This is a genomic window from Dendronalium phyllosphericum CENA369 (genome assembly GCF_016056275.1).
Classification (GTDB): Bacteria; Cyanobacteriota; Cyanobacteriia; order Cyanobacteriales; family Nostocaceae; genus Dendronalium; species Dendronalium phyllosphericum.
Genome location: NZ_JAECZA010000233.1, coordinates 47,932 through 62,429, shown reverse-complemented (window position 1 = coordinate 62,429; position 14,498 = coordinate 47,932). Strand labels below are relative to the sequence as shown.

The following is a 14,498-nucleotide window of genomic DNA, read 5'->3' as shown; positions in this document are numbered from 1 at the left end:
AGAACCGTCAACATTATCTTTAATATTCTGGTTTCGTCACTTGCAGGGACGGTCGCCCAGAAAATTCATCATACCATTTTGCAAGCTTGGGGTAGCTTAGTCGCCATTGCAGTTCAGGCAGACGACTCTCTAACCCTAGCGCTGATGCGATGATGATATAAGCAAGCTTAGGAGTTTGGTCGAATTTATCAGAAATCTTCTCAAAGTAGTCCAAGATTCTTAAAGCACGCGATCGCTTGGTTTTCGACCCAATTAGATTATTCAACGACCTGATTTTTTTAGCTGATACGCTTGTAAATAAAGGTCTTTTAGGGAATGAAACAGCCCTGCCCGAAGGGGGGGTAAAAAAATCGCAAATTACTACTTAAGACTGACTGCTACCAAGAACCATGCCGATACTAACCCAACTTTGTCAGAGTTTTATTACCAATAAATTTGGTAATAATCTAAAAATCTGGTAATAATACATAAGGTGTTTTTTTAATACCAATAATAATTGATATCTACTACCTGACAGATATTTGCGTCGGTTGGGTGGTTTATTCGCTAGTATCTTTAAAAATTCCCAAATCTGCCTATGCAGTAATTATGCGATGATACTTATCCTATTGAAGCTTTTAGCCTTCATATCAACACTAGCATCTTAATCACTACCAAATTGAGTTAAATTTTGTCATCAAATCTTATGAAATTAGCTAAAAAGCCCAGGCTCTTTGTTTATAAAATTACCAGCCTTTTTATAAATCCTAGTATAACTTTAGGCACTTATCTACTTAGATAAAGTAAGTGTGGTTCCTGTACCTGAATCATCAAGCATTGACGGAATAGCAATTATAAGTTTGACAGGAATCTGGTTGAAGAGAAAGAAACTAGCTAACAATATCAAGCGAGGCTGATAATATAACAGATTAACCAGTAGTACTAGCTCAGTGATAGTTTACTCCTGATTCCAAAAAATATTTGGTAGAGTACAGAGAATATATATGTGTTCTCTTTACCCATAAATTTGCTCTGCATTCAATTCACTTAGTATTTATATTAGTGACAAATTGCTGAAATTTATAAATGAAAATCAAGCACTTGCTAATATTTATAACTATCTCTAAATGAGGAAAAGTTGATTGTAATTTTTAGGATATTTAGAAATAATTTTTCTGAAACTTTCTAATAAATACATTTAGTAATAAAGTGCGCTAGTAACACTGGTTCTGCTAGTAATACAGGTTCAGGAGTGAGTGCCATTTTTCAATTGAGCGACACAATTACTTTATCTGGGGGTTATCTTGCTAGAAGAGGTAATGACCCGACTCCTGGTAGAGGGCTATTTGATGGTAGTTATGGTGCTTTAGCTCAATTAGCATTCCAGCCTAACAAAGACTTTACTCTGGCTTTGAGCTATGCACACTCTTACTTTAGTGGTGGTAATAATGATGTTACGGTTTCGGGGGCTTATGGTAGTGCTTTTGCAAATACCCCATTTGGTGCTGGTATTGCCACTTCAGCCAATCATTATGGAGTAGAAACTAGTTATCGTTTTAACCCCAAATTTGTAGTTTCTGGTTGGGTTGGGTATACTCAAGCGATCGCCGAGGTTAATTCTGGCGCAAATGTCAATAGAGGCGATAAAGCAGACATTTGGAACTGGGCGGTCACTTTAGCTTTCCTGGATTTAGGTAAAAAGGGTAACTTGGCAGGTTTAATCTTTGGTCAACCACCCAAGGTAACGAGTAATGACTTTGGCCCTGCTGTTCTTACTTCTACAAGTAATCGTCGTGAAGATAGCGATACATCTTTTCATTTAGAAGGACTATATCGCTATCAGGTGAATAACAATATCTCAATTACACCAGGGTTAATTGTGATATTTAACCCAGAATATAACAGCAACAATGACACTATTTATACAGGAGTTGTTCGTACTACATTCCGTTTTTAAATAATTTTGCATTTTGAAGAAGAATTCACCAAGTTAGAATTCAGGAGCGGAGCAAGGAAAGCTCCGCCTCTGGTCAGAAGAAATTAGGGATAACTTAAACCCCACGTCTTTTACAGCAGTTTGAGCAAGAAGGAAGCCTGCTACACTATAAGCGTAAAATCATCTTGCAGGTGTCAGATAATAGTCTGAAAAATAGTTAAACTAATTTATAATTTTCACCAAAAAATCTGGTATTACGTAAATTATTACTAAAGGAGCCGTAGAAGAACTCCAACTTCAAGAGGAAAAACAAGCGATCGCTGTGATTAAATCGTCGGATGTCATAATTGCTATAGAATAATCCGGGTAGAGTAAGTAGGTTGTGGCGAGCGCTTCAAATGCGATCGTCTTAATCTACTAACTACTTTGGTATACTACACAAATAGTTAGAATGAAATAAGTCGTGTTAGTTTTATGAGGCAGTTATGACAACTTCAAATAGTGAGTTTGAAATCACTAAAACTGAACAAGAGTGGCGTGCAATTTTAACGCCAGAACAGTATGAAGTAATGCGTCAACATGGAACTGAACGCGCTTGTACTAGCCCACTAGATAAGCAAGATAAAGAGGGTACTTATATATGTGCGGCTTGTAGTCTACCACTTTTTACATCTAATACTAAATTTAGCAGTGGTACAGGCTGGCCGAGTTTTTTCGCTCCCATAGAAGGAGCAATTGGTACATCTATAGACAAATCATATAATATGACCAGAACTGAGGTGCATTGTCGTCGCTGCGGTAGTCATATAGGTCATGTATTTAACGATGGACCAGCTCCTACTGGTCAACGCTACTGCATGAATGGGATTGCTCTCAAGTTTATTCCTGAGTCAGAAAGAGGCTGCGCCAACGCTTAACAAAAATCTAAGACTCAGGCAACCAAAAGCAAGTCTGGAGATGCAGACGGTGTTGAGTTGCATTCAAGGAAATAGGAGAAACCATGTGCCAAGAGCGATCGCAACGTACAATAGCAACAGAATATTGCGGCAAAGGTGGAACTTCTTTAACTACAGATGTAGTCTGATTATCTTTGAGAACTCGAAAATACCCTCCCCACTCTGGGTTCCATCCTTCATTGAGATAGAAAAGATGAGTTACATGTTTACGCGGGATATCTGTATGAGGACGGTTCCAGAATCCTAAATCATGTCGTGTTAAATAAATTGTTAGTGAATGGTTTTTCAAATCCAAATTAGTAAGATGCTCCATTGCCTCTCGATAATCAGGAGTGAGAAGTTCTTCAATCAATTTTTGCCAACTAAGACTCAGATCCTTGATATCTTGTAGACCTTTGTACTTACTTTCATCCAGAATGCAGCGTGCAAAAAACCTGTAGTCATTATATGTATATTCCGGGTATTCATCTAACTCAAAGTCTCTAGCATGATATTCTTTATAGTTTGTAGTCGGAAAACTATTTGCTAGTTCAGATTGTACTGAAGTGTCAAGCAAATTTTCAAATACGATCCATTTATAAGGAATTGACTGCATAGTTGCATTACTAATTGCACTCAAGTTCAACATAATCCCTCTTAAAAAACTTTCAAATAGTTTATTGCTGTTTAACTAAATATTGCTCCAAATCGTCTATCATCCGATTGGCTGCAAGGGGGCCAAACTGAACCCAGTAAAACCCCACCTCATGAACTTTTTCCTGTTGGACAACTTTCAACTTTGACCACAACGGTTTTGCTTTGAGTTGCTTAAGTATTGGGTATAAATCCCTTTTGCCCAGTGCGTCTTCTGATACTAGAAATAAAATATCCCCATCTAATTCACTCATGAGTTCCTCTGATAAAGCGTATGCAGCAGGGCCACCCCCTAAACTTAGGGTTGCTTGACTATCCAAAGTTTGAGAGTCAGGACGTGCAATACCCGCATCTTTAAGAATAACTCCTGAAAAACTTGCCTTCGCCCACAGCCAAAGTGCATCAGTACGCAATTCGGCAACCGAGACTAAAGTTGTGTTGAGGCGATCGCCCATTTTGGCTTTAAACTGTGTTAAACGTGCATAATAATTATCCATTACCTGTTGGGCTGTTTTAGTTTTACCCAGAACACGGGCTGTGAAAGCAAAAGATTCTTTCCAAGCTCCACTGGCTCCAGGAGGAGCCAAAACAGTGGGTGCAATGTGTGATAACAGTGGATAAATATCTTGATGAAAATGCATACCAAGAATTAGGTCTGGTTTGAGAAACAAGACTTTTTCGATACTAGGAGAGAGCCAATCTACATCTTCAATACCTGATAGCGGACCTACTAATCGCTGTAATTGCGAGACAAATAACTTTGAGGCAGCTATAGGTTTGATCCCCAACGCCAAAGCATTTTCTAAACAACGACCACCAAGCACAACAACTCGTTGAGGATAAGCAGGAACTATTGTCTTACCCATAAAGTGCTGAACGACTCGAACCTGACTTAAAGAAGAAACACTCTTAGAATCGCTAACTTTTGGGTAATTAAAAAAGAAACAACCGTCTAGCCACACTACCACAGCAAGCAATCCTAAAAGGGGCAGGCATATGACAAAACACTTGGCTAACCAATGAGTTGTTCTCATTAAAATTCCCACTTCACTGACAACTCTGCTGTATACGGACGACCAGGAATAATTCTTTGGAGATAGTCAAAGCTTGCTTCATAATATCGAACATTAAATATGTTATTCAAGTTGAGTCCAATGCTAAAGTTATTCTGACGATAGTACAGAGCTGCATTGGTGAGAAAGTAGCTTGGGATCGTATATGTATCCAAACTATCTGGCTTATTATCTCCAACGTAGTTAAAGCCAATTCCACCTCCAAAACCTTTGAGAGAGCCAGTACCAAAGGTGTAAGTTGTCCACAAACTAGCGACATGCTCTGGTACTCCTTCTACTCGACTCCCGACTGGAAGATCATTGTCTTTGGTAATGCGTGCGTCTGTATAACCGTAGAAGCCAATCACATTCCAACCGGGAAGAATCTCTCCGGTGACACTCAGTTCTACTCCCCGACTTCTTTGTTCTCCTGTTTGCACACTATAATCGGGATCGGTAGGATCGGTAGTTAAAATGTTAGTTAGTGTCAGTTGATATAAAGCAAGTGTTGCTGAGAGTTTGTTATCGAATAAATCAGTCTTAACGCCCACTTCATACTGAGTACCCAGCCGTGGTTTAAAAAGGTTGTCATTTTTATCTGCACCCGTTTCTTGTTCAAAAGAGCGGCTATAGCTGGCGTAGAGTGAGACAGGCGCTATGGGTTGATAAACTATGCCTACCCTTGGACTAAAGGCAGAATCAGACTGGACACTCGCCGTTGAAGCAATCCGATTAGCAAACTCATTCTCTACCAAGTCATAACGTCCACCCACAAGTAGTTTGAGGTTATTGGCAAGTGTCACTTGGTCTTGAAGATAAAAGCCTAAAGCATCATCTCTAAAGTAGAGATCAAGTCTTCCAAAAGTCTCACCTAGTGGTTGACCATACACTGGGTTAAAAACATCAAGAGGGGCCACAGATCTTCTAAGTATATTAATACTTTGGGTTTGTCTAAATAAGTCAAACCCCACCAAAAGTTTATGTTTTATACTACCAGTGTTGAAATCACCAATAACATGAGTATCTAAAGTGTAATCTTCATACTCTGTTGGCTTTGGGAAAATAGTCTGTCTTCTTTCGACAGTGCGGTTGTCTGCTTCCAGTAGACTGGTAACAGCTGTTTCACGTAAATCAAGGGTTAAAAATGCAGCTTGAAATGAATTACTAATAGACCAGTTATCGTTAAAACGATGTTCTAGATTGTAATTATATCTATTAAGCTGGCGGTTAAAGAAATCAGTCGGTTCCCCTAAATAACGGTTAATAGGGATTTTGCCATTTGGGTTAGGAAGTATAGTTGCACTAGCAATCTGCTCAGAACCAGTACCTAGCGACTGTTGTATGTCTTCATATTCTGAATCAAAAGTTAGATTTGTATTTTTCCCTATACGCCAATTAACAACAGGCGAAACGAAAAAACGCTTTTCATGATAAAAATCAGTAAAGTCTTGTGCGGTTCTGTAAGAAGTGTTTAAACGATACGACAGACTGCCATCTTTTGTCACAGGACCAGAAAGGTCAAGTGAAGGTTCAAAAAGATCATAAGCACCACGCCTTACCTCTAAGGCATAGTAAGGTTGACTCAAAGGCTTTTTAGTAACTATATTAATGATCCCACCGGGATTGACTTGACCATAAATTACAGAGTTTGGCCCTCTAACAACTTCTACTCTATCTATATTTGTCAGCGAACTTGATAAAGCAGCACCATCTGCAAAGCGGTCTTTGATGCCGTTCCTATAAACGTTTCTAGCTCTAAAACCTCGAATAGAAAAAGTGTCTGCAACTCGAGATGAAAAATTATTTTGGACAACGCCAGCATTTGAGAGTATCCCAATTAAGTTACGCGGTTGTTGGTCTTCGATAACCTGCTGAGGAATCGCCTGAACTGAAGCGGGAATATCACGCAATGGTGTATCTGTTTTCGTTGCAGTAGTTGCATCTGGTACCCGATAATTTACATTCGGTGGAGCAGTCACATTTAACTCAATGGGCTTTTCTGGCTCTGTTGTAGATGGTTTTTGTTCTGGCGTTGTTGTTGGCTGTTGAGCTGTAGAAGTACTAGGAGTCACTCCAAAAACTAAACCCTCTTTTGTACTATCAAACAACTCCACCGCAGGCGCACCCATTTCCCCAGTCACCGTTACTCGCAATGTGTTCGCATTTACATTTGCAACTGTTACTTCTGAAATTCCGGCTACTGGCTTTGATTGTCTAAAATCCCCACTTCTTAGTTGCAACCTGGCATTAGGGATATCTGCAATATAGGAATTACCCTCAGTTTTTGGTAAAATTTGTAATTTAAGAGAATTAGCTGTGACTAAAACTAACTCTATCCCTTTATCAGTAGAGTTAACCTTCACATCCGTAACTAATATCACATCTGTAGTTACTTGACTAAGTTCAGGAAATTTATTCTGTCTGGGTACTCTCCATAAATATGAAGTATTAGTTTTAGGAAGCTGTAGCTGATTCAATGTTTGAATTTCTTGGAAGACTTCACCTGAGCGTACTAAAGTTTTTTTGACTAACGGTTGTTCAGAATATGCTGGATTGGCTAAAGTTAGAGAAGCAACAGATATTAACCCGCAAACAGCGGGATATTGTAGTCTGATAAACATTTTTACACACACCACTTAGTGAATACTAGGTATTTAAATTAAGAATTAAGTATAATTTTCCTTTCAGTCCATAGCTCCCAATTACTATTACTGACTAAGTTGGTGAAAAAATCTATTTATACCAACCCAATTATTGTAAAAATATATAACTTTTCAGTATCTGCGTCTTATTCGAGCCGGAATTTTTTTTATTCCATCCGGAATTTTTATCTTTGACAGGACTTAGGACTTACCCCAAACTTCTTACGAAAAGCATTACTAAATGAAGGTAAGCTAGCATAACCTACTGTTCTGGCTACTTCTGTGACATTCATATTTCTTTCAATAAGTAGCTTATAAGCTAGTTGCATTCGGCAATGATGCAGATAGCCAAACACCGTAGTCCCAAAAACCTGCTTAAAGCCTTGCTTCATTGTGCAATCATTTAAACCTACTTGTCGTGCTAGTTCAATAAGAGATGGTGGGTTGTCTAGATGTTTCAACACAATTTCCCTAACATTGTAGATGCGGTCAATATCTAATGGCTTGAGTTTATTAATCTGGAAGCAACCTTGGTTGATTTGTACTTCTTGCTCGACTAGCATTGCTACCAGTTCCCAAACCTTACTTTCAAGATAAATTTGTTTAGTAAAGCCTTGGTATGGACATTGAAGAATTTGCTGCACGGCTATTTGCATTGCAGGAGTTTGAGTTCCATAGCGTTCATAAGTCGGTTGATCCCAACGTCTAATTAGATGTTGTAATTCTTTTGGGAGTTTACCAGATGTATTTTTTGAAAAGCTATGAAACACATTTGGATGTAGGTGAATAGCTACTTCTACTATCCGCGCTGATGGCTCTAGTACAGCGCATTCAGATGCCATACCACTGCCACTTAAAAAGTATTCTCCTGTCTTGAACTCAAGGTTTTTAAATTCGCTCTCTAGCAAAATAAGGAATCGAAATTCTAATGGATGCTTTCGCCCCTGAAGTTTTAAAATGAATGATTTGGGCTGCTGATAATAGGAAATTTCTAAAGATATGCTATCTCGTAGCTGAATCTGTCGCCAATACCCTTGTCCAAATTGATACTTTCTAATGATGTCAAAATTATCTGAACTATCATTATTCTGAATTATTTCTGCTTGGTATAGCAGTTTTAAGTAATCTGCGTATGGGAGAATAAGTGTCATATTAATAGTAATTGAGTAAAAGTTTAAGCTTATTCTTAGTTGCTATCTTGAAAAGCGCCATTTAGGTATACAGTACCAACTTGGGGTTTGAGTAATCTAGCCAAACCCCGTAGTAAAGCAGGGCTGTTTCGTTCCCTAAAAAGCGCTGATTTACAAGCGTTTCAAGCAAAAAATTCAGGTGAATAAAAAATCTGATTGGGCAATAAAATCGCGATCGCACTTAAATTTACTCGTTGAGGTGGTAGCTTTTCTTTTCCCCACTCAAGCAAATTTCTGACTCATACTCTTGACAAAATACCCAAGAAATCGAATTAAACAGCCCTGCGTAGTAAAGTAGATTTACCGCAACCGTTGGGGTCAATTAAAGCAGTAATTTCTCCAGTATGAATTAACAGGTTTAGACCAGATATAATCGATTTACCATCGTGAGCGAGTCCCAGATGTTGGGTTTTAAGAGCTATGTTCTCCATAAAGGATTTGAGATCGCAAGGATAAGTACGTAAGTCTGGTTTATTTGCAAGTGAAATTGCTTTTGAGAGGAAGTCGGAGTCTTGACGGTTTCCGTCGAGTCCTTAGTTAATTGCTTAGTGGGATTGAAAGTATCTTGATATCAAACTAGAAAATTATCGCAAGATTAAGAATTTAAATTGCGATCGCTCACTTTAAATTTTTGCCGTTTGGTAATTAATCTTTGCAAAACACAAGCTATACAAAAAGCAAGTAAAATTCCACCAACTCCTTGAGGTTCGGGAACAGACCTCGGACTACTAAATCCATACTTGGCTAGGATTTTTTGCCCAGTTTGTGAAAGGATGTAATTAGCTAGTTTTGAACCTTCAGGACTCGCATCTTTGAGTACTGTCAAACCATAATCAGCTTTAACTTTTAAGCTATCTGGTAATTCCACTATCTCTAAACTTGGTGAAATTTGTTGAGCAGATAAAGCACTGGTGTAGTAGACTAAATAAATATCTGCTTTATTGATATCTTGTAGATAGTAGACGATGCTGCCCCCCGGACTATTCCTATCTGGTGGCAATGTCCCTGATAAGATTACGGCTTTAGCATTCAGTTGGGTAAAGCTACCAGGACGAATTTGTTCAGCTTTGCGAAATACTTCAATGCCGTAGTCTCCCAAAGGATCGCTTACAGGTTGGGCAATACCTAATTTTATATCGGGATTGAGAAACTTATCTAAAAGATTCTCTTTTGTGAGTGAGACTTCAGGTGTGGCGATCGCATAAATCGGATTAGTGGCAAACTTTTTGACTTCGCCGCTAATGTTGTTTTGATACAGTGCAAGGGCATTACCTAAATCCGCACTAGCAAAAACATCTGCCTTCTCCCCTGCCAACAACCTATTTTTTAATGAACCAGAGGAGGCAAATTCTGTTGTCACAGGAATATCAAATTCTTGAGTAAAGCTATTAGCTACTTCTGATAGCGCACCCCTTAAACTACCAGCAGCATACAGTGTAACAGCGAAGGCTTGGGTTGGTATGGTAACACTGACAGCACAAGCTATCAATGAAAAGGCAAAAAGTTGCTTCTTCATAGTTGGTATAATCTGTTGCTTTCCTTGTATTAGTAATGTTTGAATTCTTAGTCAATAACGATCAAACATTCGTTTTGCTAAGCGTTAACGTCTATGTAATTTGATTGTCCAAGCTATCATACCAACTAGGTTGGCTGAAATCAATTCAATTATGTAATCAAACGCTGACTTTATCAGAACTTTAAGTATAAAGTTTCCTCAATCTTGATGAATATACAACACATAGAAATATGGTTTTATTTGGAGAACTTACTTGCGTGGTGCTCGAAGCGCAAGCGCGATAGGCAGGCAATAGGTAATAGAAAAGAAACCTCTTTGAGGTGTACCTAGCTTCGCAAAACTCAAATAGAAATCTTATATATTAGATATTCTTTAATTGAAATAGACAGACTCTTCTAACTGGATATGAAGAGATGAATGATTTTATTTCTGTATTAATGATGAATGTCTCCATTAGAGAATAAGTGATATTTGCTCAACTCAAAACAACAGAAGAACATAATTATTGGCTTTAAGACTTTCTAGCTTAGGATTAATTGTAACCACGAATACTGTTTGTAAATTTATTGGTCAGCGCAAGTAAATTGGCCAGATGTATGATATTCTTTATTTATAGGGAATCTAAATCGCTAAAGCACAAAGGATCTCCAAGCACTTGCGCTGTAGTGAAAAAACCAAATCCCATAAGTTAACCAATAGTTTGATGAACTGATGGTCTTGCTCCACAAGTTTCTGGAGGACTGTGGAAGTACTCGATCGGTAGCAGTACTCTAAGTTTGGGGAGACTTAAGTTTGCTTGCAGTTCATCAACTACTATTTGGTTAAACTTTATTCTTCTAAAGAATAAAAATTTTGGCGAATTAAAGAATAGAATAAGTAATTGATAAAAGTGTTTGCAATTTAAGCAACTGGATAAAACAAAGTCAACATCAATCTAGATAAACCACCCTAGTCTTTACAAGGAATCAAAGAATGATTAAGGGTGTTTTCTAATTTACAGTTATTATTAGCTTTAACCGATCGCTTCAAAAGGCTATTTAAGCTTAAATTTTAAACGATCTTGAAATTGGAAAATCTTTGTCAGTTTTATTCATGAAGTGTCTAAAAGTTATACATTATACAAGGATGCGCTCTAAATGAATAAATCGAAAACAACTCGTAAATCTGTTCGCGATCGCATCCTAAATACGGCATCAAGCTTGTTTTATCGTGAGGGAATTCGTAACGTCGGTATTGACAGAATCATAGCAGAATCTGGCGTTGCTAAGATGTCACTCTACAATCATTTTAAGTCAAAAGATGCATTGATTGAAGCGTGGCTGCGACAACAGGAGGAACAGTGGTGTGAATGGCTCAAAACCACGATTGAGCAACGAGCTTCTAACCCATCCCAACAACTTTTGGCAATATTTGATGCTCTGCGGGAATGGTTTGAAGGCCCAGATTTTCGAGGTTGTGCATTCATTAATGCTTCAATAGAACTAGCCAATGCTGACCATCCCGGACATCGAGTAGCATTGGAGCATCAACAATCGATATATCGCTATATTAAGAGCATTGCTCAAGCCGCAGAATTTTCATCACCAGAACAGTTAGCTAGGCAACTGCTTCTAATCGTGCAAGGTGCGATCGTGGTTGCAATGATGGAAGGAAGTTGGTCAACCGCTTCACAAGCAAAAAAAGTAGCAGCAACCCTAATCCAGACTGCACCAAAATCCCGCGTTACATGAAGTTCATTTTGTGATTTAATGTAAAAAACCACACTGCAACTAAATTCGGAGCAGTCCGGGATGAGAATTCATTACTTACAACACGTCCCATTTGAAGGACTTGCTAGCATTGAGCAATGGGTGATAAATAAAGATTATATTCTCTCTGCAACTAAGTTTTGTGAATGATGATTTTAGTAATATAAACACTGCCATATGTAAAATTTTAGATTATTTTGCTACTTTTACGAAATAAATTATTAGCGATCGCAATTTATTTGATATCACATCAAGTGCAGGGCGAACGCATCTAAATAGAGTACATATATACTAAAGCTAGAAAAAAGGTAGTGATCGCTCTCTGGTATGGAGGTCGAGCAATGAGGCTTTGATGGTAAAGTCATTGTAAAAGTAGAATTAAGCCTCAAAAAGCGTGAAGCTGAAGCCCAAAATCACAATAGCTGACCATTTTGCACAGATGGAAGATACAAGAGTAGATCGGAGAAGACTACATAAGTTAATTGACATTTTAACCATTGCCATCTGTGCAGTGATATGTGGGGCAGATAGTTGGGTAGCAATAGAATTGTATGGCTGCACAAAATATGAGTGGTTAAAAACGTTTTTGGAGTTACCAAATGGGATACCATCACATGATACATTTGCGCGAGTATTTGCACAATTAAATCCCCAGCAATTTCAGGAATGCTTCTTAAACTGGATAAAAACAATTCACAACAAGACTGCGGGTGAAGTTGTAGCAATTGACGGAAAAACTTGATGTGGCTCTCATGATAATCGAATTGAACAAAGTGCAATTCAAATAGTAAGTGCATGGGCAAATACAAATAAATTAGTATTAGGACAGGTGAAAGTAGACTCTAAATCGCAGGGCAAACGCATCTAAATATAGTAGATGTATACTAATAAACTAAGAAAGGTAGCGATCCTCACATCTTGCACCAACCGTATTAACCAGTAGCTATATTTTTTCTAAACAAAATGTGCATCTGCCGCATTGAATGCTAGCTTAATCATTTCATGGCGATGCACATTGCTTAATACATGATTTTGAGGCATTCTGGCGATTAAAGTTTGTTCTCCTACTTTCACCCAGATGTTATAAGTTCCCATACCATTTAAAACCCGTTCCACTAGCCCTTCAATAATTACTGACCAAGGTTTATGCTGTATTGAAGAACTTGCATCGCACAGATTGAATGTATCGCTAGATAGACAACACGCAGTAATTGATTTTTTGATTTCTCCAGGGTAAGAAAATTTGATTCCGTTTGCTAGCTTGATACAAGAACCATGGCTACTTTGTTTTACTTGGCACGGAATAATATTATCTATCCCTACCAATCTTGCAAGTTGCTCGTTAGCTGGTCGGCGGATAAGCGTTTCCAATTTATCATCTTGTACAATACAACCGTCAAATAAAGCGATCGCCCTCTCTGCAAAACGTAGTATATCTGTAAAATTATGACTAATTAATATTACCGATGCTCCTTTAACTTCTGCCCACTGTCTAATTTTTTCAATCATCCCGGCACGTATTCCCAAATCCAAAGAGGCAGAAGGCTCATCTAGAAGCAGCAGTTCCGGATCGGTTACTAACGCACGAGCAATGCAAACACGTTTCGCTTCCCCACCAGACAGTGAGCGGACTGACCGATTTGCCAAATGCTCGCCGCCAAAATCGGCAAGTGTAGTATATACTTTTTGCTTAATCTCTTTTGCTGATGTTCCGCGAAACTCTAATGCTCTGGCAACATTATTAAATACAGTGTCATTTAACAGTAACTTCTCCTGAAATACCAAAGCCGAACGACGACGTAACAGTGTTTGATTGGCATTATGCACATCCTGGCCAAATAATTGCATTTTGCCCTGAAAAGGCTGCAATAGATTAATCGTATTTAACAGTGTGCTTTTGCCAGCACCATTCGGGCCAAGCACTGCTACAAGTTCTCCAGGGCGCAGTGCAAAGTGTTCAATGTTGAGAATATTTTTACGTGTTTTGCTACTTACGGTAACTTGCTGCATATTTAGGATATACTCGCTCATCCAGACCTCCAAGAACGCACACTTATAAAAGTAAAAAGAACCAATTAAAAAGTAAAAAGAAAGATGAATTCAATATTTATTTTTACTTTTAACTTTTAACTTTTGCCTTGTTTGTCATGTTGCAGGATAGTTAGCAAGACTATAATGCTATATGCAACTATCAATAAAATTAATGAAATTGCGATCGCCACATCGTAATTACCTTTACCCACTTCCATAACAATCGCTGTCGTCAGAACTCTTGTCTGACCCTTGATATTGCCACCTACCATCATCGATGCGCCAACTTCCGAGATCACACGACCAAAACCGGCGATGACAGCAGCCATTAATCCTAACCGTGCTTCCTTAATCAGCAATAAGTTTGCTTGCCAGGTGGTCGCTCCCATTGATAACAGTTGCCAGCGCAGTTTCGGATTAATACTGAGAATTGCCGCAAAACTTAAGCCAGCTACAATTGGAAAAGCAATGATGGCTTCGGCTATAATCATAGCTATAGGCGTGTACATCAAATCAAGATTTCCTAACGGCCCAGATCGCCACAAAAGCAGACTGACAAATAAACCGATTACAACTGGTGGTAATCCCATACCGAAGTTAATCAAACTAGTTAGAGTCTGCTTGCCGACGAAATCCACTAGTGCTAGCCACAGTCCTAAGGGTAGTCCCAGTAAAACGCTAATGGCTGTAGCTGTTCCAGATACGAACAATGTCATTGTTATGACTTGGAAAACGTCACTATTGCCACTAGTTAATAGCTCAAAAGCTTTTACAGTTCCTTCAATAATTGTATTCACAAATACAAATAAGGATGA

Annotated in this window: 12 protein-coding genes and 1 pseudogene; 5 read left to right on the top strand and 8 right to left on the bottom strand. The window is 38.5% G+C overall.

What is annotated here, in order from left to right; all coding sequences use genetic code 11:
• The first annotated feature begins 1,171 nt into the window (after positions 1-1,171).
• The 3 genes from I8752_RS27090 (at position 1,172) to msrB (ending at position 2,832) form a co-directional block, all read left to right on the top strand.
• Positions 1,172-1,936 (top strand): iron uptake porin, encoded by a 765-nt coding sequence (locus I8752_RS27090; protein ID WP_318780897.1) that lies wholly within the window; start codon positions 1,172-1,174, stop codon positions 1,934-1,936.
• Between the two features lie 241 nt (positions 1,937-2,177).
• The gene (locus I8752_RS38485; protein WP_318780896.1) at positions 2,178-2,276 is read left to right on the top strand and encodes a TOBE domain-containing protein; all 99 of its coding nucleotides are present in this window, start codon (positions 2,178-2,180) and stop codon (positions 2,274-2,276) included.
• A 124-nt stretch (positions 2,277-2,400) separates the two neighbouring features.
• Complete coding sequence (gene msrB / locus I8752_RS27085) at positions 2,401-2,832, top strand: peptide-methionine (R)-S-oxide reductase MsrB (RefSeq protein ID WP_214435319.1); 432 nt, start codon at positions 2,401-2,403, stop codon at positions 2,830-2,832.
• Between the two features lie 7 nt (positions 2,833-2,839).
• Here msrB and I8752_RS27080 read toward each other — a convergent pair whose 3' ends face one another.
• The 6 genes from I8752_RS27080 to I8752_RS27055 form a co-directional block, all read right to left on the bottom strand.
• A complete protein-coding gene (locus tag I8752_RS27080; protein ID WP_214435318.1) occupies positions 2,840-3,499 on the bottom strand; it encodes a 2OG-Fe(II) oxygenase in 660 nt (219 codons plus the stop codon).
• Positions 3,500-3,527: 28 nt separating this feature from the next.
• Positions 3,528-4,538 (bottom strand): iron-siderophore ABC transporter substrate-binding protein, encoded by a 1,011-nt coding sequence (locus I8752_RS27075; RefSeq protein ID WP_214435317.1) that lies wholly within the window; start codon positions 4,536-4,538, stop codon positions 3,528-3,530.
• On the bottom strand, positions 4,538-7,177 hold the full coding sequence (locus tag I8752_RS27070; protein ID WP_214435316.1) for a TonB-dependent siderophore receptor: 2,640 nt from the start codon (positions 7,175-7,177) through the stop codon (positions 4,538-4,540). Before I8752_RS27070 ends, I8752_RS27075 begins: the two co-directional genes overlap by 1 nt.
• A 206-nt stretch (positions 7,178-7,383) precedes the next feature.
• The gene (locus I8752_RS27065) at positions 7,384-8,349 is read right to left on the bottom strand and encodes a helix-turn-helix transcriptional regulator (protein WP_214435315.1); all 966 of its coding nucleotides are present in this window, start codon (positions 8,347-8,349) and stop codon (positions 7,384-7,386) included.
• A 311-nt stretch (positions 8,350-8,660) separates the two neighbouring features.
• Positions 8,661-8,819 (bottom strand): ATP-binding cassette domain-containing protein, encoded by a 159-nt coding sequence (locus I8752_RS27060; protein WP_214435314.1) that lies wholly within the window; start codon positions 8,817-8,819, stop codon positions 8,661-8,663.
• A gap of 164 nt (positions 8,820-8,983) precedes the next feature.
• A complete protein-coding gene (locus tag I8752_RS27055; RefSeq protein WP_214435313.1) occupies positions 8,984-9,904 on the bottom strand; it encodes a substrate-binding domain-containing protein in 921 nt (306 codons plus the stop codon).
• Positions 9,905-11,040: 1,136 nt separating this feature from the next.
• Between I8752_RS27055 and I8752_RS27050 the strand changes: the two genes are divergently transcribed.
• Together I8752_RS27050 and I8752_RS27045 are read left to right on the top strand one after the other, a co-directional pair.
• Positions 11,041-11,634 carry a TetR/AcrR family transcriptional regulator gene (locus I8752_RS27050; protein ID WP_214435312.1) on the top strand — a complete coding sequence of 198 codons (594 nt, stop codon included), beginning with the start codon at positions 11,041-11,043 and terminating at the stop codon, positions 11,632-11,634.
• Positions 11,635-12,046: 412 nt separating this feature from the next.
• A pseudogene (locus tag I8752_RS27045) lies at positions 12,047-12,502 on the top strand (ISAs1 family transposase); the annotation flags it as partial.
• A 104-nt stretch (positions 12,503-12,606) separates the two neighbouring features.
• On the opposite strand, the gene I8752_RS27040 reads toward I8752_RS27045, so the two are convergent.
• Together I8752_RS27040 and I8752_RS27035 are read right to left on the bottom strand one after the other, a co-directional pair.
• Positions 12,607-13,683 (bottom strand): energy-coupling factor ABC transporter ATP-binding protein, encoded by a 1,077-nt coding sequence (locus I8752_RS27040; protein ID WP_214435311.1) that lies wholly within the window; start codon positions 13,681-13,683, stop codon positions 12,607-12,609.
• A gap of 95 nt (positions 13,684-13,778) precedes the next feature.
• Positions 13,779-14,480 carry an ABC transporter permease gene (locus tag I8752_RS27035; protein WP_214435310.1) on the bottom strand — a complete coding sequence of 234 codons (702 nt, stop codon included), beginning with the start codon at positions 14,478-14,480 and terminating at the stop codon, positions 13,779-13,781.
• Positions 14,481-14,498 lie beyond the last annotated feature (18 nt).